Origin of the sequence: Acinetobacter sp. UNC436CL71CviS28, assembly GCF_000620525.1 — a bacterium.
Lineage (GTDB): Bacteria > Pseudomonadota > Gammaproteobacteria > Pseudomonadales > Moraxellaceae > Acinetobacter > Acinetobacter radioresistens.
Genome location: NZ_JIBB01000002.1, coordinates 174,828 through 199,881, shown reverse-complemented (window position 1 = coordinate 199,881; position 25,054 = coordinate 174,828). Strand labels below are relative to the sequence as shown.

The window sequence follows — 25,054 nt, the reverse complement described above, 5'->3', positions numbered from 1 at the left end:
CCATCTTTGCCAATGCCCATGTCACCGGTCTGGATTCCGCGGACCGAACCATCTTCATGGTAGAGGATTTCTGATGCAGCAAAGCCCGGGAAGATCGAGACTTCCAGCTCCTCTGCCTTGGTACCCAGCCAGCGTACGATATTGCCCAGCGAGATGACGTAGTTGCCATCATTATGCATGGTTTTTGGCACCATCCAGTGCGGTGCTTCTTTGGAGGTGGTGTCAGAGAGCAGGAAAAAGGTTCTGTCTTCAGTCACCGGGACATTAAGCGGAGCACCGAGCTCTTTCCAGTCGGGGAAGAGTTCATTCATGGCCCGGGGTTCAAGTACAGCACCTGAAAGAATATGCGCACCAACTTCGGAACCTTTTTCGACGACACAAACGGAAAGATCGGGTAGGTTGTTTTCAATCGCCAGTTGACGGATGCGGATCGCAGCTGAAAGACCTGCAGGTCCTGCACCAACGATCACTACGTCAAACTCCATCGATTCACGTTCGACGTGTTCCATGTAGGACTCCTCATATCGCTAGGGGTGGCCACCGTAATCCTTGGAAAAATTCGGCGCTGCCATGAGTGTTCTTGATTGTGAGACACAAATTGCATAACGTGTCTTAATATAGTTTGGGCTAGTATAGTTTCAAACCTTGATCAAGCCAATTGGCTGAGTCGTATTAATTTCCCGTCAGCAAGGCATAAACCATGGTAAAACAAAATAATTCGCTTGAAGAGCTGAAAGAATCGCCACAAAAAGATGATAAAAACTTACTGAGCATTGCACAATACATAAAAGATGCACAGCAAAGTCACAAAAGGTCAATTCCCCCGGTTGACCAGTGGCAGCCAAAGCGTTGTGGCAAAATGGATTTAAGCGTAAAAGCCAATGGAGAATGGTGGCACGAAGGTCAACTGATTAAGAGACAGTCACTTTTAGACCTGTTTTCAAGTGTGCTCTGGAAAGAGAATGATCAGTTTTATTTAAAAACTCCGGCCGAGCAGATTGAGATTAAAGTAGAGGATGAACCGTTATTTGTTAATCAGGTGAACCAGATCAAGCTCAATGGTAAACAATATATAGAGCTAACCACTACTAATCAGGATGTGGTAATTGTTGATGAAGACCATCCAATTTTTATGCGTGAATATGAGGGTGAGTTACGACCTTATGTACATGTGCGCTTTGGAATCAATGCCCTGATTCAGCGTCAAAGTTTCTATCACTTGGTTCAATATGGTGAACTTGAAGAAAATGCTGAGGGAAAGACTATTTTGCATCTACAAAGTGGTGATTTGCACTTGCAATTAGGCACCTGAGGTTTAAGCTTTATAGCTGAATTTCCTGAACTGCTAATAACCCGCATGACAGCCATACAGCCCCTCTATACTCTTGTTAACCCTATGCCACATGCGTCGCGGGATGCACCCATTGGGATCTTTGACTCGGGAATTGGCGGGCTGTCAGTAGCCCAGGAAATAGCCCGGCATTTGCCCCATGAACAGATATTATATTATGCCGATACTGCTCATGTTCCCTATGGCCCGCGGAGTGATCAAAATATCCGTGAGCTGACTGCACAGGCGATTGAATGGCTTTACCGCCAAGGATGCAAAGCGGCAGTAGTGGCCTGTAATACTGCTTCAGCCTTCAGCTTGGATTACCTGCGTGAGCATTATGGGGAGTCTTTTCCGATTATTGGACTGGTACCTGCCCTAAAACCCGCAGTATTGCAAAGCAAAACAAAAGTTGTAGCTGTTCTGGCTACGCCGGCCACTTTTCGTGGAAACCTGATTAAAGACGTAGTTGAACGTTTTGCCATGCCCACGGGAGTTAAAGTTTTACCCATTACCTGTCTGGAGCTGGTTCCGCTGGTTGAGCAGGGGCTACAGATGAGCCAGCAGTGTCTGAATATGCTTAAGAAAATTTTGCAGCCTGTAGTTGAGCAGGGGGCAGATCATCTGGTGTTGGGTTGTACCCATTATCCTTTTCTAAAGCCGGCTATCCAGGCCATATTCGGACAACAGCTTACTTTAGTTGATTCCGGACAGGCTGTGGCCCGACAAACAGCCCGTATTCTGATAAAAAATGAACTGCTTGGTGAGCAGACTTGTGAGTCTGAAACCCGGATTCAGTGTTATGTCAGTGGTCACAATGCTGAGAATTTGAAACCTATCCTACAGCACTTAATTTCTCCTACATTGAGCTGGAGTGTTCAAAATCTGAAACTTTAAGAAAGATTGTTGAATTTTTGGTAATTTTTTTAAATTTTATTGGGGAAATTAGCACTCTTGCTATAGTTTAATAAAGTAAGCTGAGCGAAGATAACTATTATGAAAAAATGAGGACATGCCATGCTCGATAAGCGTTATCAAGTATTCATATCGACCTCGGGTAGTGATATGCAACCTGAGCGCATCGTCTTGGCACAAACTCTGGTAGGGATGGGTTTTTTTTCTTGGGGCCTCGAGCAACGCACACCTTTGACCACAGCATTTGCCCGCCGGCAGATTGATGATTGTGATTATGTCGTAATTTTACTGGGTAGCCAGTATGGTGAGCAGTCTGTCTCTGGCGTGGGATATATGCACCTTGAATATATCTATGCAGTAAGCAAGCAGAAACCGATTATTGTCTTTATGCACGAGCAGCCAGAAGCACGTGCACAAGAATTGCATGACCAAAAACCAGAATTAAGGGAAAAATTTAAAGATTTTCGCAAACAGCTACAGCAGGATATGGATCAGGTTTTCAGCTACCGAACTCTGCGTGATCTGGAAATGGCGGTGCGTCTGAATATGCCACAGATGCTTGAACGTTATCCTGTTGTAGGCTGGGTGCGTCCGCAAAATACTCAGCGTTTGCAGGATGAAATTGACCAGCTCAAAGAAAAAATTGCCCAGCTAGAAACTGAAATGGGGACACGTGAACATGACCCATTATTGGATTTGCCCAAAGTCGGCCCACGTGAGATTTACACTTTTGAGTACCGGTTGCATGCCTATCAGGATGGTAATTTTAAAGAACTAAAGTTGCAGCGTAAATTATCTTGGGCACAACTGCTGGCAGTTCTGGGCAATACCTTCAAATCTCCTACTCCGGAAGAATATTTTTCTAAATCTTTAAATGAGTATTTAAATGATACCGGTTTGTCGGAAGCACGCCTTGAAATGCCACGTGCTCATGCCGTTGCACGTTCACAGATTAATATCCGTGCCTTGCACAATATTAAATTACAGATGCGTCAAAATGGTTGGATTATGCCTAGCGGCCGTGATGACCGACAGCGCATGTTATGGAAACTTACTCCTAAAGGCCAAAAACTGATTGAAAATCAGCATACAGATTTTGATCGTATTTACCAATATGGATCTAGGTATTAATTAATTTTTAAGATATATAAAAAGCTGTTAAATTAACAAGATCATCGCTTTAGTCTACTTTGGAAAACCTGTTATGACGCCTGCTTCTAAAGCTAAAGTCACAATTATTCTGGCCAATCTGGGTACTCCAGATGCACCTACTGTTCCAGCAGTACGCCGTTTTCTTAAACAGTTTTTGTCTGATCAGCGTGTTATTGAGATTCCCAAACTGCTCTGGCAAGTCATCCTTAACCTTTTTGTACTGCCATTTCGTCCCAAGCGCGTAGCAAAAGCCTATGCCCAGGTATGGAATCAGGATTCTCCTATGCGTGAAGTCCTGTTTAAACAAGTTGAACAGATGCAAAGCCGTCTTGGTAGCGTATATCCACAGTTTGAACTCAAAATCATACCTGCCATGACCTATGGTAACCCGGGTATTAATGAAGTTCTGGCTAAACTTCAGGCAGATCCACAAGATCATATACTTCTTTTTCCACTTTTCCCACAATATTCGGCGACTTCTACCGCACCACTTTATGACGCAGTAGCCCGCTGGATACCCAAACAGCGTAATCTGCCGGGTCTGACTATTATCCGTGATTATTATCAGCATCCCTTATTTATCGAATCACTGGCAAATAGTGTACGTGAGTTTCAATCTGTACATGGACGTGCTGAAAAACTATTAATGTCATTTCATGGAATTCCACAGCCCTATGCCGATAAGGGCGACCCTTATGCAGAACGTTGCCGGATTACTGCACAGCGCTTAGCGAAAAGCCTGAATCTGCAGCCACATGAATGGGCCTGTAGTTTCCAGTCACGTTTTGGTAAACAGGAATGGATTAAGCCCTATACTGATGAGCTACTTGCACAGTGGGGTCAAGAAGGTGTGAAATCAGTTCAGGTCATGAGTCCTGCATTTTCTGCAGATTGTCTGGAGACCTTGGAAGAGCTGGCTATGGAAAATGCTGAAACATTTAAGCATGCAGGTGGTGCAGAATATGCGTATATTCCGGCGCTGAATAATCGTGAAGACCATCTGGATTTGCTCACCAGTCTGGTTAAGGCTAATCTTGATACATTAACCCAAACCCTAGCCAACTAGTGCTATATAGCCAGAGGTATACCATGTTGCAAGTCAAAATTGTTCCAGTTACTGCGTTTGCCCAGAACTGTTCCATTGTCTGGGATGCAGAAACTAAAGAAGCCATATTGATTGATGCGGGTGGCGATGCTGAAAAGCTAAAGGCAGAAGTCGAGGCATTGGGCATAAATGTTAAAGCACTGTGGCTGACACACGGTCATCTTGACCATGCCGGTGCAGTAGGAGAGCTGGCCAATACGTGGGATGTGCCGGTAATTGGACCGCATAAGGAAGACCAGTTCTGGCTCGATATGATTCAAGAAGTTTCCGCACGTTATGGTTTTCCTATACCGCAGCCTGTTAAGGTAGACCAATGGCTGGAAGGGGGCGAAACACTTAAACTGGGTAAAAATGAATTTGAGGTACGCTTCACACCCGGACATACACCAGGTCACGTAATTTTCTACAATGCACAGCATGGCCTGCTCTGGACGGGAGACGTGCTGTTTAAAGGTTCGATTGGACGAACTGATTTTCCAAGGGGTAACCATCAGCAACTTCTGGATTCAATCCAGCGGGAGTGTTTTACTTTACCAGATGATACACAGTTTATCTGTGGCCATGGTCCGATGAGTACAATTAGTTTTGAAAAACAACATAACCCATTTTTAGCGGGTAAAGCAGGTTAATCAAGCCAAGAAAGAAGTAAGCTTCTGCTCACTTCTTTCTAAATGGATTGGCAAGAATCTGTTTAGTCTCTAGGCCAATGAGAACTGCAACTGTAGCAAATAAGACTGCAATTAAAATAAGTGTTGTGTCTAAGGCATATATACCTAAACCAATAAAAAATATAGCCAGCAATACAAAGATAAAAAATAGAATTTTAAGTAATTGATATAAAGACATAACAAGGAGATAAAGTAAAGTTTCTAAAAGAGAAATTATGCATGTTATAACTTGAATTTAAATATATGTTTGGTTTTATTAAGAAAAGTATTGAATTAAAAAAGTAAATGTTTAATTTATAACCAGATGTTTAGAGTCTATTGAAATAACATAACTTTTTGTTTAAAAAGCTTAAAAGCATAGATTTTAGATATACAAAGTAGATACATTGTAAAAGTAAAATTAATTTTATGAAAATTGGTTAAACTTTTATTCCAGCTTTATCGCTACTTTTTAAGTAAAATTTAGGGAAGAAAAAGTATATAAAACGCATATAAGTAACTTTTATAAAATATTTAATATAAGGAAACTTTATTATTATAAACTAGTTAAAGAATATAGTTTGAGCAATAGTATTAGTCAGTATTCATCATAATCAATCTATAAGAGATTTAGCTTTTATCATGCGCATCAGCTTTATTCAAACTATACTCAAACAATATTTAAATTTTTAGGTCAGTATATTATAAATCTAAAAAATATAATCAAGTAGAGTGCTAGAGGTTTTTGGCAGTGAAATAATTCAAAAAGTAGAATATTTATCACTGCCTAAGCAAGTATTTAACTTGATTATTAAGGTGGTAACTATTTTTAAGCAGTATTCATAAAAGTAGTAGACTTATAAATATTGATAAAAATTTATTCATTAATATCTGTTAGTTATTTTATACACTTGCTGGAGCAATATCATCCAAAATGTTAAAACTAAAAGAACAGAAGTATAAGTGTGTACTGTAGGGCAGCTTGGCTTATATTAGCAACTCGACTGGTTGTATGAGTTGATGCTTAGTCATCTTCAAAACTGGAATCCTGTCGGCTAGGCGAATCCTGTGTTGGTACACGATATTCTTCATTGGCCCAAGCACCTAAATCAATCATTTTACATCGTTCTGAACAAAAAGGCCGGAATTCATTATTTTCCCATGTGGCAGGTTTGCCACAGCGTGGGCAAGGGAAGGTACGCTGCTGCATAATCAATATCCTTTTAGTAGAGAGCCTAGGATTATTAGGCAAAGTAATCAGCTCTTGATAGACTTGTGTCAAATTCTCCATAGTTTGATGTGAATATGCCGATTCGTCAATTTCAAGCCCATCGTATGCATGCGCCACGTGATTTTTCAGCGCTTGATCAGCAGACACTTTGTGTTGAAATCGGGGCAGGTAAAGGAAAACACGCCTTATTATTTAGTGGTCAGTATCCTGAGCAGCGCTTGTTTGCCATTGAACGGACCCGGGAAAAATTTTTGGCCATGCAAAAGCAGCATCAGCTCGAAGGTCAACAAAATCTGACTCCTGTACATGCAGACGCTATTCCATGGATAGTTCATGCTCTGTATCCGGAGCAGGTTGAACAATTCTTTATTTTATATCCGAATCCTGAACCGCATAATCCGGCACAACGCTGGGTAAATATGCCATTTTTTGAATTTTTACTGTCGCGTCTCAAGCCGGAAGGTACGATCACACTGGCCAGCAATATTCCTGAGTATATTGAGGAAGCTGAGCAGCAGTTACAGCAACTTTGGCAGTTGTCCTATGAAAAAGAACAGATTAGACCAGAGTCAGCACGCACACATTTTGAAATCAAGTATCTCGAGCGTGGTGAATCATGCCAGCAATTGATAATTACCAAACATTGTGGTTATTCCACCCGTTTTGATGACTTTTTGCCATTACAGGGAAAAAGTGATGTCGGCTAAACGTATTGCAATTATAGGGGCAGGTCCGGCAGGGTTAATGGCGGCAGAAGTATTGAGCCGGTATGCCTATGAGATTCATGTATTTGAGCAGAAACCCTCAGCTGCGCGAAAATTTTTAATGGCGGGGAAAACCGGATTAAATATTTCTCATGCTGAGCCTCTTACTGAATTTATCCAGCGCTATGATCACCCTGAATGGCTGTATCCCTGGATACAGCGCTGGGATGCACACTGGATTCAGAACTGGATGGCTGAACTCGGTATAGCGTCCTATATTGGTTCTTCTGGCCGGATTTTTCCCGTAGAGATGAAAGCTGCGCCTCTGCTCCGTGCCTGGTTAACACGCTTGGTCCAGCAAGGCATACACTTTCATTACCGTCATCAGTGTTTAGGTCTCAAGGCTAAACAGGTGCAACTTCTGGATTTAAAACAACCTGAGAATACGCCTTTTCAGCTGGAGTTTGACGCGATTATTTTGGCCTGTGGCGCGGTATCGTGGCCCCAGTTAGGTAGCGATGGCAAGTGGCAGGCTTGGCTTGATAGAGAGCAAATTGAGCCTTTTCAACCTAGCAATGCAGGTGTGGTCAGAACGTGGTCCAGTTTTATGCAACCTTTATTTGGCCAGCCTTTAAAGCGAGTAGGAGCATGGGTAAGCCCTAAACACAGAGCTCAGGGAGATATCGTAATTACCCATTATGGTCTGGAAAGTGGCCTTATTTACAAGCACGGACCGGCCTTACGCAAGTTACAGCGGCAACAGCAGCCTGTAACTCTGTATCTGGATTTATTACCCGATGTAGATAACGAACAGTTAATAAAAAAATTACAGTCAGGAAAGCAGTCACTGAGTAATGTCTGGCGTAAGGCGGGCCTGGATACAGCCAAAGCTGGTCTGATTCGTGAACTGGTCGATAAAACCTTATGGAAAGATCCTGTACAGCTCGCTTGGCAGATTAAACATTTGAAAGTAGTTCTGGAGGGTTTCCGACCGATTGAAGAAGCTATCAGTTGTGCTGGTGGTATAAAACAGAATGCCCTGACCGCAAGGCTGCAACTAAAATCAAAGCCACATGTGTTTTGCTGTGGTGAAATGCTAGACTGGGATGCGCCAACCGGGGGCTATTTACTGACAGCATGTTTTGCTACTGGCCGGGCTGCTGGTGAAGGTGTGCATACCTATCTGATAGAACAACAGAGTTCATAGTATGTACTGATAATAGAATTTGTGATGGAGAACTAGAATGAGCCTAAAGGGAAGCTGTTTGTGTCAAGGGATTCGCTATGAAGTTGAAACTGAACTTGATGAAATTATTTATTGTCATTGCCAGAAATGCCGTAAAGCCAATGGTACGGCTTTTGCGACCAATGCACCAGTTCCTATCCAGCAGTTTAAATGGATACAGGGTGAGAACCTTTTAAAAAAATATCAATCTTCATCAACGACCGAACGCTGTTTCTGTGGTGTGTGTGGCTCGCCAATTATCAGTATTAAAAGTGATACTCCTGATTTTTACCGTCTTAGAATTGGTACGTTAGATACGCCGATCCAGACGCGACCAGGGAAACATATTTTTGTTGGCTCTAAAGCAGAGTGGGAGACTATTTGTGATGAGTTACCACAATTTAATGAGCGGCCAGAATAAAAAAGGACCATGAGGTCCTTTTTTCAACATTTACCTGGCTTGTAAAGCTTCGGCTTGAAACTGTACTTCATCCCAGCCATGCTGCATAAACTGCCGGATATTTTGATGATCTGTACCTTCAGGGGTTGCTAAGACTGCTGCATAGTGCTCAGCAAATAAAGCTAAGGTCTGTTCCTGACTTAGACTGTTGAGTTTGGCAAAACTCAAGACTTTGGCACTACCCTGATTTTCTGTCGCCGCATTATGCTGTGCGCCGTTACGAAAAGCAGTCGGGTTATGAATATAACGAGAGTCTATATAAGCGATGACATCTGTAAAATTTGCTTGGCCAGCTTGTAGCTGTTCAAGAAGTTCCTGGGCCATAAATCCTATTCCCTATAAAGAATTAAGCAACCTAGCATAGCGCTTTTATGAGTATTTTTCCTGATTTATGCAGAATTTAACGAGCTATGTATTGCCTCTCAAGGCGAATTTTTAATGAATATTTTTTGAGTTTGTGGATAAAATAGGGCTTATCCACATCAGCTATATATCATTATGAACTGGTTATTGGTTGCCTGCGGTGGGGCAATAGGTGCAAGCCTGCGTTATGGCATGACATTATTACTCAGCCAGACAGGCAGTTTATTTCCTTGGGCAACCTGGTGGATTAATCTGTTAGGCTGTTTTTGTGCAGGCATATTTTTTGCTATTAACCAGAAATACGCAGTTCTACAACAGGAAACACGGCTTTTCCTGATGGTGGGTATACTGGGCGGCTTTACCACATTCTCAAGCTTTGGTCTGGAAACTTTTCAGTTGTTGCGACAGAATGAAATAGCAATGGGGCTTGCCTATAGTCTGTCGAGTTTAATCATGGGTATGCTCTTACTGACAGCAGGATTCTATCTGTTCCAGTTCTTATTGGGTAATCGATAAGTAAAAAAGAAGTCTAAGTGGAGGAGAGCAACGACTTAGACCTCAAATAAGAAGAATTCAATTTAAAAATTATTACTGCTTAATTGCTGCGTTTAAAACGTCCAAAACGTTTATTAAAGCTTGCAACACGGCCTTCGTTGCCGACCTGACGAACTTCACCTGTATAGAACGGATGAGAGGCACTCGAAATATCTAAGGTAACGTATGGATAGGTTTTGCCTTCATATTCTTTGGTCTGCTTCGGCTTCATGGTACTACCAATGACAAAATATACATCAGCGTTGGTATCGTGAAATAATACTTCCTGATATTCAGGGTGGATATCTTTACGCATGGTAAACTCCATAGCTAAATGAAATGTTATAATATAACAATATATAGGGATTTTATAATTATTTTCAAGTCATCACCCTATTTAAATTACATATCCAAACAGGGCAATAGAACAATTTTAAAGTTTATTTTGTTGATCTGAGGCGACCAGTTCTTCAAATAAATCACTTAAATCATCATTTACTTTGAGCTGGATCAAATTCCAGTAATGCCCGGAGATTGTCCGGTTCACCATAAGAGTATCCGGTGAAGGCTTAAACAGGTCCCAGTATTTTAGCGACTTTTTCACCAGTAATACCCCGTCATGATGGGCAGAGTTTTCAGCAAAATCATACTGGGTGGTTAATGGTCTGAGTAACACATCTAGCCATTCTTCATATAGTTCTTTTGGAAATTTTCCTTTTTCTGAAAGTGCATTTAAAGTAATTAACTGGTCTTCAAGCGTATCAATATCATGTTGGCGTGCAGCATTGATCAAAGTTTTAAAGTGTTCAATAATTTCAGTATTTAAAGTCTTTACTCCGCCATAATCATAAACAATGACATGGCCATCTTCACGGAATGCAAAGTTACCCGGATGTGGGTCACAATGGAAACGTTTAAGATAGAAAATTTCTTGTCCTAGCGCGCGGACCAGGCGTCGGCCAAGTTGATTACGGACATCCTGCGGCCAGGTACTGGCAGTTTCTATAGATTCGCCCTGTTCCAAGCTTAAAGTCAGTACTCGACGGGTAGAATAGTGTGGATAAACACGTGGGATAATAATTTTTTCATCTAATGCTTCATGAAAGGTCTTAAACACAGTCAAGTTCTGTGCTTCAATTTCATAATTAAGTTCAGCATTTAGACTGTCTTGAATTTCTGCAAACAGCCGATCCTGAAGTTTTTTATCGATTTTTAAAACACCCATCAGGCGTAAAGCCAGCCGAACCTGTTTTAAATCACTTTCACAGGCTTCATCCACACCTGGATATTGCACTTTGACTACGACCTGCTCGCCATTAGGTAATACTGCCTTATGTACCTGACCAATTGATGCTGCCGCAAAAGGTTCCCGATCAAAAGATGTAAACAGATTATCAATCGGTTGCCCCAGCTCTTTTTCTAGCTGTTTCTGTATGGCCGGAAAAGGCATGGGAGGAGCTTGACGCTGTAACTTTGAAATTGCCTTAGCCACCTCGGGCGGGAAAATATCTTTATATTGAGATGCAATTTGCCCGACTTTCATGACAGCGCCTTTCATCTCTCCCAAGGTATTGGCAATCTGAACTCCAATATCTTGAAACAGCTGGCTTCTGGCGGCCTGTTTTTGTTCTTCATCTGCCCGGATATTACGAATAGAATTAGATACACTTCGGGTCGCAATACTGGCGGTCATGCCGGCAAGTTTCATAAAACGCCGGCCGGGCGAGCTTGCATTCTTAGCCATCGGTACTAGACCTCAATCATTAAAATAAAGTGAATGAATTATTTGATCATAGGGGACAATAGAAAAGTTGCCTAGTTGAAATTGTTCAGTTCCTGTAAGAACACATAACAGAAAAGAGCTGATCTTATTATTGTTTATAGATTCACTTTTTAGGTCTTAATTAAACACCTTTATAAAAACAGGCTATCTTTATTTTTAAAGTTAAAAAACCAGCCGGTGTGGCTGGTTAAGAGCATGATGGAAATACGGTTAAACAGTAGAGGCACTTAATTTTAGCCGTTTATTATTCATATAAAGACGTAGCAGCAGAAGAACGCATGCAACGCTCAAACCTACTATTAGTCCGGTCCAGACTCCAGCAGCTCCCATACTGGTAAAACGAGCAAGATAAATACCCACAGGGAAGGCAATTACCCAATAAGCCAGAAGAGTAATCCACATTGGGCCTTTAGTGTCTTGCATTCCACGCAGGCAACCTGCAGCACTGACCTGCCATGCATCCATCAGCTGATAGGCAATCGCAAACAGGATCAGATATAGGGCCATATGGGTAACAGCAAGATCCCGGGTATAAACAGCGACAATCTCTGAGCGGAAAATCCACATAACCAGCATGGTCAATACTGCAAATACAGTCGCGGTAATTAAACCGAGGTGTTGTACCTTGCGCATGGCATGCCAGTTCTTTTCACCATAATACATGCCTACCCGGATAGTCAGTGCAATGGCCAGGGACATGGGAATCATAAATAGCTGCGAGGTCACGGAAATAGCAATCTGATGTGCGGCCACAACAGTTTCTCCCAGTGGGCTTAATATGATTGCTCCAGTACTGAAAATACTTACTTCAAAAAAAATAGCCAGACCAATCGGGAAACCCAGTTTCAAGATACGCTTGGCCCAAACCGGATTAAATTTTTCCCACTGGCTAAACACCTGGGTCTTGCAGTAAGCACGCCCCTTATAGATGTAGCCCGCTAGTGCAATCAACATCAACCATTGCAAGATAGAAGTGGCAAAGCCGCAACCGGCGCTACCTAAAGCAGGAATAGGACCCAAGCCGTACATAAAAATCATGTTTAAAGGCACCAAGACCAATAGAGCCAGCAGGCTGATTGCTGTGACTGGACGCGGATAACCTAATGCCTCCGAGTAACCTCTTAGGGCTGCATACATGGTGACTGCTGGCATGCCTAAGCCAATGGCATGGAGAAACAGGCCAGCTTTGGGTTGCAGATTTTCAGGAACTCCAAATAGAGGCAGTAAAAAAGGCATCAACTGTAACACCAGCATTGCCAGTATGCCCAGCATGAAAGCCATCCATAATGACTGGCGGGCAATGGTGGGAATATTATTAAAATCGCGTGCGCCGTTGGCCTCAGCCACCAAGGGAGTAGTCGCAATCATAATACCACTAAACAGCAACATGATTGGAATCCATAAACCGACTCCTACTGCAATTGCTGCCAGGTCAGTAGGAGATAAATGACCTGCCATAATTGTATCGATCAGGCCAAGACCGGCCTGAGCAAACTGAGTAACCAGAATAGGCAACATCAACTGAAAGAGTTTCTTGATTTCAAAGCGTGTAGTGGTAGCAATAGACACTAATTTTACTCATATGGGGTAAGCGGCAGACTAGCGTTGCAGTGTCAGTAATACACCTATGAAAATAACAATTGCACCCAGTAAACGCTGCCAGTTAATCGGATTTTTCTCTACGCCTAACCAGCCAAAATGGTCAAGTAACATTGACATGAGCAGTTGCCCGAAAATAACCAGTCCGGAGAGAATGAGAAAACCCATTTTGGGGGCAGTATAAATGCTCATGCTAATAGCATAAACCCCAATCAGTCCGCCTAACCATAAATGCCAAGGAATCTGGGCAAGTTCATTTAACTGAGGTTTGGGTGCAGACTGCAACATCACCATTACCGCCAGTACAATTGTTCCAATTAAAAAAGAAAAAAAAGCCGGCTGGAATGGTGAATGCAAATACATACGCATCTGAGTATTTAATGCAGTTTGTATGGTCAGCATTACTCCGATGGCCAAAGTCAGGGGAAATAATAATAAAAGTTGACTCGATATTTTCATCATATTGAATTCATTATTTATTCTCGATATTACAAAAGAGTGTAGGAGATTTTCATGTGAATTGCGTTAAGTACAATGATGCAGTCATGTTAAAATTGTAAGACGCTCCATCCTTCTCCGAGAAAAATTTTTGAGTAGCCTAGATCCTTCATGTATTCCACTTTCACTTTATATCCATATGCCTTGGTGTGTGCGAAAGTGTCCTTATTGTGACTTTAACTCACATGCTGTACCCGATGGAAAATTATCTCTGGAACTGGAACAGGAATATTTGCAAGCATTGGTGGAAGACTTTAAAACACAGCTCCACTTTGCACAGGGCCGCAAACTCCATAGCATATTTATTGGCGGTGGAACCCCGTCACTGATATCAGCTTCAGGTTACCAGTGGCTGTTTCAGCAGCTAAATGGTTTACTGCCTTTTGAAGAGCAATGTGAAATTACGCTGGAAGCTAATCCGGGAACAGTAGAACATGATCCTTTTGCCGGCTATCTTGCGGCTGGTATTAATCGCTTATCCATTGGAGTGCAGACGTTTAATGAGCAGCATCTGAAACAACTGGGACGGATTCATAGTGTTGAGAATGCTATAAATGCTATACATCAGGCACAAGAAGCCGGTTTTAAACGCATCAATATTGACTTGATGCATGGCCTGCCACAACAAACGCTAGAGCAGGCTCTAACAGATCTACGTCTGGCTGTTGAAAACGGAGCCACCCATATCAGCTGGTATCAGTTGACGATTGAGCCGAATACAGTATTTTTCCGGACTCAACCAGTATTGCCGGTAGAGAGTGTACTAGAGCACATTCAGGAACAGGGTGAAGCATATCTTAAGGCACATGGATTCATACAGTATGAAATTTCGGCATGGCGTAAAGAACAGCCTTCTGCACACAATATGAATTACTGGCAATTTGGAGATTACTTGGCAATCGGAGCAGGGGCACATGCTAAAGTCAGTCTGAGAGACGGAGTTTACCGGTTTCAGAAGACCCGCTTACCTAAAGATTATCTGGCCAAAATACCTGCTGAACACTTACAATTTAAAAAGATTGAGCGTGAAGACATGCCCTTTGAATTTATGATGAATGCCTTGCGTTTAAATGAAGGCGTGCCGGCCCAGTTCTATAAAGAAAGAACCGGCTATGAACTGGATAAAATACAGGCCAAGCTGGATTCATTACGGCAACGTCATTTGTTTTCAGAAAATACTGAACAACTCGCCTGTACAGCACATGGCCATCTTTTTTTAAACTCGGTGCTTGAAGAATTTTTATAAACAGATCAGGATACAGCGTATTCTTGTTCTAAAGACATGCAGGTTACAGGTAAATACATAATGTTAATTGCGCTCGGAACACTAATTTTTATCCATTTTTGTGCCCTGATCACGCCCGGACCAGATTTTTTTCTGGTTTCCCAAACTGCAATCAGTAAATCTCGGATGGAGACATTTGCTGTGGTGGTAGGTATCAGTGTAAGTGTCATGATCTGGTCATTATTGGCCTTGCTGGGTCTGAATATTTTATTTGAAAAAATGGCTTGGCTAAAACATGCCTTATTGGTCGCAGGTGGAATTTATCTATGCTGGTTAGGCTTTCAGATGCTGCGTTCAGCCTTTCGTAAAGAAGAAAATACCCAGCCTGTACAGATTTCCCTGCCTCAGAGCCCTTTGAGTTTTTTCCTCCGGGGATTATTGACCAATCTGTCTAATCCAAAAGCCATTATATATTTTGGTAGCGTATTTTCACTTTTTCTGGCCAATCCAGCTCTGGATCATGCACATGGGTGGTTACTCCTGCTGGTAACGGTCGAGACAGCAATCTGGTTTCTATTTGTAGCTTTTGTTTTCTCCCTGCCTTCCTTCAAGCGGGCATACCAGCGTGCTGCCAAATGGATTGACGGTATTTCGGGTGGTATTTTTACCTTATTTGGTAGTTATCTTATTTTAAATAAATAATTTTATTTATCAGTAACTACCATGCTGTCTTAAAATAAATTTTCATACCTGAAAAGTCCAGCTTATTGCCGGACTTTTTATTTTTATAAAAAATAAGAAGAGAAGTAGGGGGAAAAATAGAGGTTGTGAATGGTTGAGTAAAAATGCGTAAGCTTTTAAATCTTACAGGTAATTTTGGCCAATTTTTTTTACTTTCTACAATATTGCTTAACTGAAAGCTCTTTATTTAAGCCTGTTTTTTTACATAAATGCCTTCTAAGCTGAATGTGTACTTAACGAGCGAACAGGAAATCTCACCATAGCGGCAGATTTCCAGAATCACAATATTATTATAAGGAGAATGATGATGGCGACTTCAGATTATGACCGCGATCGTATTAAGCATGCATCGGATGATGTAAAAAAAGATTTAAATGCTGATCCAATTACAGGTGAACCAGGTTCTCATCCAGTAGGAACAGGCTTAGGTGCAACAGGTGGTGCAGCCGCAGGCGCTGCAATTGGTAGTGCAGCTGGACCAGTGGGTACTGTAGTCGGCGGTGCAGTGGGTGCCGTCGTGGGCGGATTAGCTGGCCATGCAGCTGGTGAAGCAATGGACCCAACGGTTGAAGATGCTTACTGGCGTGAAAACAGTATAAATCAGCCTTACTACTCTGCCACACGAAATACTCATCCGGATCTGGATTATGACCGCGATTATCGTGGTGCATACCGAGTGGGCTATGAAAATCGTTCAGCTTATGGCCCAGATGCGCGTTTTGAAGATGCTGAGCCAGATTTGCGCACTAAATGGGAACAGACTAAAGCTGAATCACGCCTGTCTTGGGAAGAAGCAAAACATGCTTCACGTGATGCCTGGAACCGTATTCGCCATTAATCATATCATTCGGGAATTCAATATTTTTAATATATAATTCCTTGAAGAATAAAAAATCCCGGTCAGTAATGACCGGGATTTTTTTGGAATCTTGGTGGGTCGTCCGCGACTCGAACGCGGGACCAACGGATTAAAAGTCCGCTGCTCTACCAACTGAGCTAACGACCCATATATAAATCTTAAAGCTGATTTAGAAGCTGCTCTTTTTGAAAAGATATTCTAAAAAGATGGTGGGTCGTCCGCGACTCGAACGCGGGACCAACGGATTAAAAGTCCGCTGCTCTACCAACTGAGCTAACGACCCATCTGGGGTCTTAAGAAAATGGTGGGTCGTCCGCGACTCGAACGCGGGACCAACGGATTAAAAGTCCGCTGCTCTACCAACTGAGCTAACGACCCGTATTTTCTTGATGGAGCGTATTGTAGCAATTTATTTTTCCAGCACAAGCAAAAATTAAATTTTATTGCTTTAGTTGGTTAGAAATAAGTCGCCTGCTGTATTTTTATACGAATACGCTCTTTTTAGTCTATTTAGAAACGATACTGGTAGTCTTGAATACTTTGGTAAATCTCCATACTAATATCTTTATAGCCAGAGTTGCCTGGAAGTAAAACCAATAAACGATCGGTGGTCTTATCGGGATGAAACGCTTCTTCCTTCAACTTGTTTTTCTGGTATTTAAAAGTACCGGTAGTTTCTACTTTTTCCTGTACACGTAAAAATACCGGAACTGCGTAAGCAGGAAGATGTTTTTTAAACTCAACCACCATTGCAGTAAGGTCATGCTCATCAAGTGCTTCGCCAGCTGCCAAAGTAATAGCTGCCATTCCTGCACGACCATTAGTATGGGGAATTTCTACCCCATAGACGACTGCTTCAGCAATTTTAGGATATTCTGAAACGATATTCTCGACTTCAGTGGTGGAAACATTTTCACCTTTCCAGCGGAATGTATCTCCTAGTCGGTCTACAAACTGGGCATGGCGAAAGCCGATATGACGTACCAGGTCTCCAGTATTAAAATATTGGTCGCCCTGTTTAAAGACATTTTTTAAGATGACTGACTTGTTTTTTTCAGGGTCTGTATAGCCATCGAAAGGGGAGCGACGGGTAATTTTTCCAAGAAGTAAACCTACTTCTCCTTTTTTTACTTTCTTGCACCAGCCATGCTGATCACGTACCGGTTCATTCGTTTCTTTATCAAATTCAACGATTGCATAAGGAGTTGGAGAAAATCCAACTGTATTGTCGAAATTGAAAATATTACTAAAGCCGACATTTCCTTCGCTTGAAGCATAGAGTTCCAGAATTTCCTCTACGCCAAAACGTTGCTTAAATTTATCCCAAATATTTGGACGCATGCCGTTACCAATCATTTTTTTAACCCGGTGGCCTGTTTCCAGTTCAGTGGGTTCTGCATCCATCAGGTAACGGCATAATTCGCCTACATAACCAATGGCAGAGGCATTATATTTATGCACATCTTTCCAGAAGCTTGAAGTTGAATATTTGCGCCGTAGGGCCAGAGAGGCTGAGCCCGCAATCACACCACACCAGCAGACAACAATGCCAGTCGCATGATAAAGCGGTAAGGTTACATACATGACATCATTCGGTTTGAGATCAAGTACATGACCATAAGTGCCATAAGCCAGAGTCCAGCGGCTGTTGGTGAAAATCACAGCTTTTGGCAGGCCGGTTGTACCAGAGGTATAAATATAGAATAGACCATCTTTACCCTGTACTGATTGGGTAGTGGCTACATTAAATTTCGGAAAATTCTCAATTTTTTCTGCTAGATTTTGGTAATACTTTGGTGCTTTACCAACATCTGCACGTGTTGCCTGATCGGCAAACCAGTAAAACCGGTCTTCTGGCAAGAGAATATCTTGACGAATGTCATCAATTGCACTGCGAACTTCCTCACCAACAATCAATGCAATCGGTTTAACCAGATTAATGCTATGCGTTAGCACTTTACTTGTTTGTGAAGTATTGACCAGAGCAATGGTCACTCCGATTTTGGCCAGTCCCAGTACAGTTGCGACCAGTTCAGAGCGGTTCTCCACCATGACAGCAATCACGTCACCTTTGCGCGCACCTATCGAGAGATAATAGTGTGCGATCTGGTTGGCCCATTCATTTAAGGCCAGATAAGTATATTTTTGATCTTCAAACAAGAGAGCATAACCACGCGGGTTACGTTTTACCGCTTTTTCAAAAGCTAGCCCTAGTCCCGCCGGGGTGTCAGGTGTACGGATATAAGCCTGTTTCAGACCAGCTAGAAGATGAGGTACTTTCGCTATAAACTGGGGTAATTTCGCAGCAACATCGGTAATACTGATGAGGTCGCTCTGTTGGGTTTGACTCATAACAATCCTATATTATTTTTTGATTAGTCCCGGTAAGGTCTGGGTCGACTAGGGTTCAGCTGAACTTAAACACAGCTTTAAGCTTCCCATGCAGCTATACAAGTGTTTTTTAATCTGTTCAGTCTAGTGCATTCAACCTAATTCAACAAAATTATCAAAAAAAACCTAGCCACCGAAATGACTAGGTTTTTTTTATTACGAGTAATTGTGCAAATTTACTCGGCTGTAGGTGTGGCCTTTTTCGGTGGACGGCCACGTGGGCGACGCGGACGGGCCGGTTTATCCTTATCGGCAGTAGTCGTCTTATTGTCTTCGGCAGTTTCTTCTACTGAAGCTTGTGCCGGTTGCTGATCAGCCGGCTGAGACTTTTCTACCTTGCTCGGTTTAGGTGCTTTCTTTTCTGCTGGCGCAGCTGGTTCGGCCGCTTGCTGAGCCTGTGCTTCTTCAACAATTGCACTTGGCGAGGCAGCAGTAGTTGCTTCAGACATAGCTGCAGCAGTCTGAATTGCCGGATCCTGCGCCTGAGTCTCAGCTACCACTTTGGCATGGTGAGATGCTGCATCTGCTGCGTCCTGCTCAGTACCGACTGAAGTTGTATCTGCTTGAGCATTTATTTCTAAATTTACATGCTCAGCAGGATTTTCCGCTACAGGATTTTCAGACTGTACAGCCGCAGGCTGCTCTTCTGCCTGAGATGCTGAAGCTTTACTCTGCTCTAATGCCTGCTCTGCAGCAAGTTTAGCCAGACGACGACGTTCACGCGGATCGTTTGCTACACGCGGTGTCGCATTCTGGGAAGGCGTCAGTGGTAAAACTGGCGCTGGTTCCTGTTCCTGAGCCGGTTTAGCCATAGGCGCGGCAGCATCACGGGTAACAGGCGTTTTTTCTACAGGTTCAGTGCGCTCTGTTGTAGTGGTTACTGAAAGGGTACTGATGTACTGTTCAGTAAATTTCAGCAAAGCACGATTGAATGTTGGCACCAGTCCGAACTGTTCAATCAGTACCGTACAGTCTTCACCATAAACATGACGGATCAGACTACCTACAGTGTACTGCGCCAAGAGTGGCACTTGGGAAGGGCTAAGCTTTGGTAGCACTTCCTGCTGTGGTTTCTGCTGTGAGCCACCTTGCTTGCGACGCATACGCGGATCATTACTGGCACGGCGTGGTTGCTCTTCAACTTTGGCTTTCGCTTTTGCTTCAGCCGGGGCTGGTTGAGCATTTACAGCTTCTTTCTTGGCTGGAGCAGCTGGCTCAGGTTTTACTTCAACCGGTGCCTCTTCTGCATTTACAGTTGACGCTGTATCTGCAGAATTTAGCGTTACGATTTCACTTTGACCCTGATCAATATTGATTACCAGTGCAGTAGCAAGAGCTTCATTGTTTGGGGTTTCAATGACATCAACTTTTACCTGGTTGCTATCTGTCACTGCAGCAGGCGCGGCAGCTACCACAGGCTGCTCATTCAGCACGCTTGGATCACGATAGCGGTTCGGGCGCGGTGGGCGTTGCTGATTGCGGTCGCGGCGTGGTACAGGGTATGACTGCTCAGACTGCTGGCTTTCTACCTGATGTTCCTGCTGAGGTTGACGTTTCTGCTGTTGACGTTTCTGATCACGCTGTTCCTGACGTGATAACTGAACTACTTCCTCATGAACCTGAGTTGAAGTTTCAGATTGCTGCTCACGTGGTTCACGGTTTCTGTCACGATTATCGCGATCGCGACCATTACGTTTTTTGTTATGACGCTGCTGGCCTGAAGCTTTTTCTTCTCTTTCGAGTGGTTGTGCATCAGTTTTTGCAGCGCTATTACCTGCCGGTTGTGACAGATAAACATTATTGGCAGCAACTGGCGCAACTACCGTTTCTGGTTGTACTGCTACAGCAGTATTATTGATCTGGCCAAACTGGCCCCGGCTAACTGCACCTGTATTCACCATCTGTTCAATTGCAGCAGCGGCATTGTTGGCTGTACGCGAATGATCTACCGTGTGTGCCTGTTTTTGTACAAACAGGTTTTCCAGCCACGCACATGGACTGCTAGTTGCAGTTTTTGCGGCAGGCACTTGAGCAGGTTGTTGCGGGGCAGCAGCCTGAGGCTGTGCTTTACGGTTTTGTGGTTTACCTGGCTTGTCAGCTGGGGCAGCCGTGCTCTGTCCAACCTGTTCAGCTTCTTCTAGATGCCAGTCGGCAGATTCATAACCCAGGTTTTTTTCACTCGAACGCGTAGCTTCAGTACGTTCATAGCTGGTCGGTGCAAAACCTTCAGGGTTATATGAAATTTCGTAATGTGGAGTTTCCAGGTGTGGATGTGGAAGTACAGTGACACGTGTATTTGAAGTTTGTTCCAGATAAACCAGGCTATGACGTTTTTCATTGAGCATGAAGGCCGCGATTTCTACTGGCACTTCAACCTGAACTTCACCTTGACGTTCATGTAGCGCAATTTCTTCAACTTTACGCATGATAGACAGCGACAGTGAACGCAAGTCACGTACCATACCTGTACCATGACAGCGCGGGCAGACATAGCCAGTCGCTTCTTCTAGAGAAGGGCGCAGACGCTGACGGCTCATTTCCATAAGACCAAAACGTGAGAGCTGGCCAAACTGGATGCGGGCGCGGTCACTCTGGGTAGCTTCACGTAACTTGGCTTCAACCATGCGCTGGTTACGGTCACGAGTCATGTCAATAAAATCGATCACGATCAGACCACCAATATCGCGAAGGCGTAATTGACGGGCAATTTCTTCAGCCGCTTCAAGGTTAGTCGAAAGTGCTGTTTCTTCTACATCATGACCACGCGTTGATTTTGCCGAGTTGATGTCAATTGAAACCAGCGCTTCAGTCTGGTCAATTACAATTGATCCACCTGAAGGCAATTTTACTTCACGTTCATAAGCGGTCTGGATCTGGCTCTCAATACCGAAATGTGCAAACAGAGGCTCATTTAAAGTATAAGTTTTTAACTTGTCCAGCTGACGTGGCATAACTGCTTTGACAAAGTTATAAGCTTCATTGTAAGCCTGTTCTGAATCAATCAGGATCTCGGACACATCATCACGCAGATAATCACGGATTGCGCGTGTTACTACACCAGCTTCCTGATGTACCAGCATTGGGGAAGGGCCTGAATTAGCCGTACTCTGAATCTGGGTCCACAGGTCAAGCAAATGCTGTAAATCGGTTTGCAGCTCTTCCTGGCTGCGACCAATACCTGCCGTACGGACAATCACGCTCATGCCGCGGGGTACATCTAAAGAGGCCAGCATTTCCTTGAGTTCTTCACGCACTGCACCTGAAATTTGACGGCTGATACCACCACCTTTCGGATTATTCGGCATCAGAACCAGATAACGGCCAGCAAGAGAGATAAAGGTAGACAGTGCTGCGCCTTTATTGCCGCGTTCTTCCTTTTCCACCTGGACCAGAAGCTCGGTCCCTTCAGTAATTAGTTCACGGATGTTTGAAGTCTGGCGCGAGTCAGCTTTGAAATAGGAATTTGCAATTTCACGCATCGACAAGAAACCTTGACGATTTGCTCCATATTCAACAAAGACAGCTTCAAGAGAAGGTTCTACACGGGTCACATGACCTTTATAGATATTAGATTTCTTTTGTTCACGGGTACGATTTTCGAGATCAAAATCGTATAGACGGTGACCAGTGACAAGTGCAACGCGTACTTCTTCAGCATGTGTTGCATTGATCAACATACGTTTCATGGGTGTAACACCTAATAGTGATCCACACCAACTTGTCGCAATACCGTTTCTGCGAACATCGAACATGACGGGATCAATGCTCAGATCTCAAAAAACAGATTGTGGTCTGAGCTTTTTTTACCGGCCTGCATAGGGCTGCGGTCTGATTCGCGTATTGATGTTGGCAATACTGCTTTAATCTTTTAAACGATCAAAGTTTCCTGTGCGTTTCACTGGCGGACAGGCGGTGCATTGGATGATAACTTTCACTGTCACAAAGCTTGAAGATCCCTTCTTTTTAAGAATCTTGATACGGAATAATCATCGTATCGGTGCGTTATGTGCAGATCCAATGCATCACGCTTTAGCCTGAAGACGACATCAGGAGGCGACTTGTCTGATGTGTATCAGTTTACGTTTAAAAGCCAACTTGTGCTGGCGACATATTTTTTTTAGACAAACTGATTTATGTGCACAGGCACAATTTAACGCAACAGTTTGTCAATTTACCGATATAATAAGCCTTCGGCGTCGGCATATTCTTTTAGGACCTTTCCGAGCTTGGGGTGAAATGCAAATTCTGGTTATTATTCAAAAATATTGAAGATAACCTCATTTCGATCACTTACGGCGGTATCCGTGCGCTGACTATATCAAACCTTGCATCATCTGCCTATGGGCTAAGCTTATGTTTCTTGTGAAACCACTAGCCTGAATGATCATTTTTTATTCAAATTCAACAAATTTCGAGTCTTGGTAACTGTATGAATTCTACACAACAATGGCAAAGTGTCACATGGTTTGAAGTGGATGAGCATCAAGCAGGTCAGCGGATTGACAATTTTCTGTTTAGCCGGCTTAAAGGCGTACCCAAAAGCCGCATTTATCGGCTCATTCGTGAAGGCCAGGTGCGGGTCAATAAAAAGCGCATTAAAGCAGAAAGTAAGCTTGCAATTGGTGATCAGGTTCGTGTCGCTCCTATCCGTTTTGAGCCCAAAGATGAAACACCGGTACCTGTTTCTGACAAAGTCGCTCAAGGTCTGCTAAGCCGTGTGATTTATGAAGATGAAGGCCTGATGGTGGTCAATAAACCTTCAGGTATTGCAGTACATGGTGGTAGCGGTGTGGCGTATGGCCTGATCGAGGGTTTGCGTGCAGCGACGGGTAAAAAGTACCTGGAACTGGTTCACCGGATTGACCGCGATACATCAGGCCTGGTCATGATTTCAAAAAAACGTAGTGTGTTAAAAACCCTACAGGACCTGTTACGTGAACATAAGATTAAAAAAACTTATGCGGCAATTGTGAAAGGGCAGGTCAGTCTGGATCAACAGCTCATTGATGCTCCTTTATACCGTTACGAACTGGCCAATGGCGAACGGCGTGTACGGGTTTCTAAAGAAGGGAAAGATTCTAAAACCCAATGGAACGTAGCAGAACGCTTTATGCACGCTACACTGGTTTATGCATCTCCGCTATCGGGTCGTACTCATCAGATTCGTGTGCATGGCTTGAGTATTGGACATCCATTGGTAGGTGATGATAAATACGGACATGAAACAGAATATAAAGGACCAAAACCACGTCGGCTCTGTCTGCATGCCATGCGTCTGGAAATTCCTGGCTATCCGACTATTGAAGCGCCTTTGCCAGAGGATATGCAAAGTCTGGCTGCACAGCTTCGGGCGCAGAAGAAGGATTGAAAAAATATTTTTCTGATAGCCTAAAGCCCTTAAACTGAATGATGGGGGGAGCTGATCTCCTTCCAGGCAGGATTATTATAAGCTCTTGCGGGCACACTTTACCTGTACCGGATAACTGTTTTGGAACCTAGAGAATAATATGAAAAAACCTGTGGAACTCATCATTTTTGACTGGGATGGTACTTTGTTTGATTCAGTCGGACAGATTGTAGCAAGTTTACAATTTGCAGCACGTCAGTACCAACAACCTTTAACCGACGAGGCTGCTAAAAGTATAATCGGACTGGGTCTGCCTGAAGTGGCGCAGTGCCTTTTCCCTGCAGTTCCAGAATTACATCATGATATTTTACAGTGCTACTCTGAGCACTACGTGGCCCATTCCAAGACAGATGCCTGGTTTGAGGGTGTAGCTGAGATGCTGGACGGCCTGAAACAGCAGAATATTAAACTTGCAGTTGCGACTGGTAAAAGCCGTAAAGGGCTTGACCGGGTATTAGCTCAGACCATGAGTCAGGAACTGTTTAATATAACCCGGGCGGCGAGTGAAACGCGTTCTAAGCCTAACCCCTTAATGTTGGCAGAAATACTAGAATATACCGGTGTTGATGCCGAACAGGCCATTATGGTGGGAGACACCTCTTATGATCTGGAAATGGCTAAAAATATAGCCATGCCACGGGTCGGAGTAGGTTATGGAGTACATAGCAGGGCAATCCTCGCACAGTTTGATCCTTTATTTATCGCAGATGATGTGAGTGCTCTAAACCGTTTCTTGCAGCAGTATATAGCTGATCAGCAAGCAGAACCTGTCATGGAGCTGGAAACCTAGACCGGCAGCATGAAAGTCTCGATTGCTTTTAACAGATATAGTTTGGCTATTGAGCCCAATATTTTTCGGTTTAATTACCCATAATCACCTGGTCA

The 25,054-nt window shown here is 43.4% G+C and carries 23 protein-coding genes and 3 tRNA genes; 14 read left to right on the top strand and 12 right to left on the bottom strand.

The window, feature by feature from the left end:
• Positions 1-509, bottom strand: a 509-nt coding sequence (locus N518_RS16055; RefSeq protein ID WP_034593527.1) for an NAD(P)/FAD-dependent oxidoreductase, incomplete at its 3' end; no start/stop codon positions are given.
• A gap of 191 nt (positions 510-700) precedes the next feature.
• Between N518_RS16055 and N518_RS0102100 the strand changes: the two genes are divergently transcribed.
• The 5 genes from N518_RS0102100 (at position 701) to N518_RS0102080 (ending at position 5,131) form a co-directional block, all read left to right on the top strand.
• A complete protein-coding gene (locus N518_RS0102100; protein ID WP_005023153.1) occupies positions 701-1,312 on the top strand; it encodes a DUF1285 domain-containing protein in 612 nt (203 codons plus the stop codon).
• Between the two features lie 45 nt (positions 1,313-1,357).
• Entirely contained in the window at positions 1,358-2,227 is an 870-nt protein-coding gene (gene murI / locus N518_RS0102095) for a glutamate racemase (protein ID WP_026443937.1), read from the top strand.
• A gap of 120 nt (positions 2,228-2,347) precedes the next feature.
• Positions 2,348-3,376 carry a DUF4062 domain-containing protein gene (locus N518_RS0102090; protein ID WP_026443936.1) on the top strand — a complete coding sequence of 343 codons (1,029 nt, stop codon included), beginning with the start codon at positions 2,348-2,350 and terminating at the stop codon, positions 3,374-3,376.
• Between the two features lie 73 nt (positions 3,377-3,449).
• Positions 3,450-4,463: a ferrochelatase gene (hemH, locus tag N518_RS0102085; protein ID WP_005023159.1), complete on the top strand. Its 1,014-nt coding sequence runs from the start codon at positions 3,450-3,452 to the stop codon at positions 4,461-4,463.
• Between the two features lie 23 nt (positions 4,464-4,486).
• Entirely contained in the window at positions 4,487-5,131 is a 645-nt protein-coding gene (locus tag N518_RS0102080; protein ID WP_005023162.1) for an MBL fold metallo-hydrolase, read from the top strand.
• A 1,042-nt stretch (positions 5,132-6,173) separates the two neighbouring features.
• On the opposite strand, the gene N518_RS0102070 is transcribed toward N518_RS0102080, so the two are convergent.
• On the bottom strand, positions 6,174-6,359 hold the full coding sequence (locus tag N518_RS0102070; protein ID WP_005016860.1) for a DNA gyrase inhibitor YacG: 186 nt from the start codon (positions 6,357-6,359) through the stop codon (positions 6,174-6,176).
• Positions 6,360-6,448: 89 nt separating this feature from the next.
• Between N518_RS0102070 and N518_RS0102065 the strand changes: the two genes are divergently transcribed.
• From N518_RS0102065 to N518_RS0102055, 3 genes are read left to right on the top strand one after another with little or no spacing between them, the layout of a single operon-like run.
• A complete protein-coding gene (locus tag N518_RS0102065) occupies positions 6,449-7,087 on the top strand; it encodes an SAM-dependent methyltransferase (RefSeq protein ID WP_171053897.1) in 639 nt (212 codons plus the stop codon).
• On the top strand, positions 7,077-8,291 hold the full coding sequence (locus N518_RS0102060) for a TIGR03862 family flavoprotein (protein ID WP_017400683.1): 1,215 nt from the start codon (positions 7,077-7,079) through the stop codon (positions 8,289-8,291). The genes N518_RS0102065 and N518_RS0102060 overlap by 11 nt, the downstream gene beginning before the upstream one ends.
• Positions 8,292-8,328: 37 nt before the next feature.
• Positions 8,329-8,730 (top strand): GFA family protein, encoded by a 402-nt coding sequence (locus N518_RS0102055; protein WP_017400684.1) that lies wholly within the window; start codon positions 8,329-8,331, stop codon positions 8,728-8,730.
• A 30-nt stretch (positions 8,731-8,760) separates the two neighbouring features.
• Here N518_RS0102055 and N518_RS0102050 read toward each other — a convergent pair whose 3' ends face one another.
• On the bottom strand, positions 8,761-9,093 hold the full coding sequence (locus N518_RS0102050) for a HopJ type III effector protein (RefSeq protein ID WP_005016849.1): 333 nt from the start codon (positions 9,091-9,093) through the stop codon (positions 8,761-8,763).
• 174 nt (positions 9,094-9,267) lie between these two features.
• Between N518_RS0102050 and crcB the strand changes: the two genes are divergently transcribed.
• Positions 9,268-9,648: a fluoride efflux transporter CrcB gene (gene crcB / locus N518_RS0102045; RefSeq protein WP_017400685.1), complete on the top strand. Its 381-nt coding sequence runs from the start codon at positions 9,268-9,270 to the stop codon at positions 9,646-9,648.
• A gap of 79 nt (positions 9,649-9,727) precedes the next feature.
• Here the strand turns inward: crcB and N518_RS0102040 are convergent, their stop codons facing one another.
• The 4 genes from N518_RS0102040 to N518_RS0102025 all read right to left on the bottom strand — a co-directional run bounded on the left by N518_RS0102040 (position 9,728) and on the right by N518_RS0102025 (position 13,510).
• Positions 9,728-9,982 carry a type B 50S ribosomal protein L31 gene (locus tag N518_RS0102040; RefSeq protein ID WP_005016847.1) on the bottom strand — a complete coding sequence of 85 codons (255 nt, stop codon included), beginning with the start codon at positions 9,980-9,982 and terminating at the stop codon, positions 9,728-9,730.
• 117 nt (positions 9,983-10,099) lie between these two features.
• Positions 10,100-11,410 carry an ABC1 kinase family protein gene (locus tag N518_RS0102035; protein WP_017400686.1) on the bottom strand — a complete coding sequence of 437 codons (1,311 nt, stop codon included), beginning with the start codon at positions 11,408-11,410 and terminating at the stop codon, positions 10,100-10,102.
• 249 nt (positions 11,411-11,659) lie between these two features.
• Positions 11,660-12,967, bottom strand: a complete 1,308-nt coding sequence (locus tag N518_RS0102030) for an MATE family efflux transporter (protein WP_051005727.1) — start codon at positions 12,965-12,967, stop codon at positions 11,660-11,662.
• Positions 12,968-13,048: 81 nt separating this feature from the next.
• A complete protein-coding gene (locus N518_RS0102025; protein WP_016801232.1) occupies positions 13,049-13,510 on the bottom strand; it encodes a DMT family transporter in 462 nt (153 codons plus the stop codon).
• 127 nt (positions 13,511-13,637) lie between these two features.
• Between N518_RS0102025 and hemW the strand changes: the two genes are divergently transcribed.
• The 3 genes from hemW to N518_RS0102010 all read left to right on the top strand — a co-directional run bounded on the left by hemW (position 13,638) and on the right by N518_RS0102010 (position 16,350).
• Entirely contained in the window at positions 13,638-14,792 is a 1,155-nt protein-coding gene (gene hemW, locus N518_RS0102020) for a radical SAM family heme chaperone HemW (protein WP_010699881.1), read from the top strand.
• Between the two features lie 60 nt (positions 14,793-14,852).
• Positions 14,853-15,473, top strand: coding sequence for a threonine export protein RhtC (gene rhtC / locus N518_RS0102015; protein WP_005023184.1), 621 nt, complete (start codon positions 14,853-14,855; stop codon positions 15,471-15,473).
• Between the two features lie 343 nt (positions 15,474-15,816).
• Positions 15,817-16,350: a glycine zipper domain-containing protein gene (locus N518_RS0102010; RefSeq protein WP_005405965.1), complete on the top strand. Its 534-nt coding sequence runs from the start codon at positions 15,817-15,819 to the stop codon at positions 16,348-16,350.
• Between the two features lie 92 nt (positions 16,351-16,442).
• On the opposite strand, the gene N518_RS0102005 is transcribed toward N518_RS0102010, so the two are convergent.
• The 5 genes from N518_RS0102005 to N518_RS0101985 form a co-directional block, all read right to left on the bottom strand.
• Positions 16,443-16,518: transfer RNA gene (locus tag N518_RS0102005), tRNA-Lys, on the bottom strand.
• Between the two features lie 60 nt (positions 16,519-16,578).
• A tRNA-Lys gene (locus tag N518_RS0102000) sits at positions 16,579-16,654 on the bottom strand.
• Between the two features lie 19 nt (positions 16,655-16,673).
• A tRNA-Lys gene (locus N518_RS0101995) sits at positions 16,674-16,749 on the bottom strand.
• Between the two features lie 132 nt (positions 16,750-16,881).
• On the bottom strand, positions 16,882-18,723 hold the full coding sequence (locus N518_RS0101990; RefSeq protein WP_005023188.1) for a long-chain-acyl-CoA synthetase: 1,842 nt from the start codon (positions 18,721-18,723) through the stop codon (positions 16,882-16,884).
• A gap of 215 nt (positions 18,724-18,938) precedes the next feature.
• Positions 18,939-22,448 carry an Rne/Rng family ribonuclease gene (locus N518_RS0101985; RefSeq protein WP_005023190.1) on the bottom strand — a complete coding sequence of 1,170 codons (3,510 nt, stop codon included), beginning with the start codon at positions 22,446-22,448 and terminating at the stop codon, positions 18,939-18,941.
• Positions 22,449-23,191: 743 nt separating this feature from the next.
• Between N518_RS0101985 and N518_RS0101975 the strand changes: the two genes are divergently transcribed.
• Together N518_RS0101975 and N518_RS0101970 are read left to right on the top strand one after the other, a co-directional pair.
• Positions 23,192-24,130 (top strand): RluA family pseudouridine synthase, encoded by a 939-nt coding sequence (locus N518_RS0101975; protein ID WP_005023192.1) that lies wholly within the window; start codon positions 23,192-23,194, stop codon positions 24,128-24,130.
• Positions 24,131-24,269: 139 nt separating this feature from the next.
• Positions 24,270-24,959 (top strand): HAD-IA family hydrolase, encoded by a 690-nt coding sequence (locus tag N518_RS0101970; protein WP_005023194.1) that lies wholly within the window; start codon positions 24,270-24,272, stop codon positions 24,957-24,959.
• Positions 24,960-25,054: the final 95 nt, after the last annotated feature.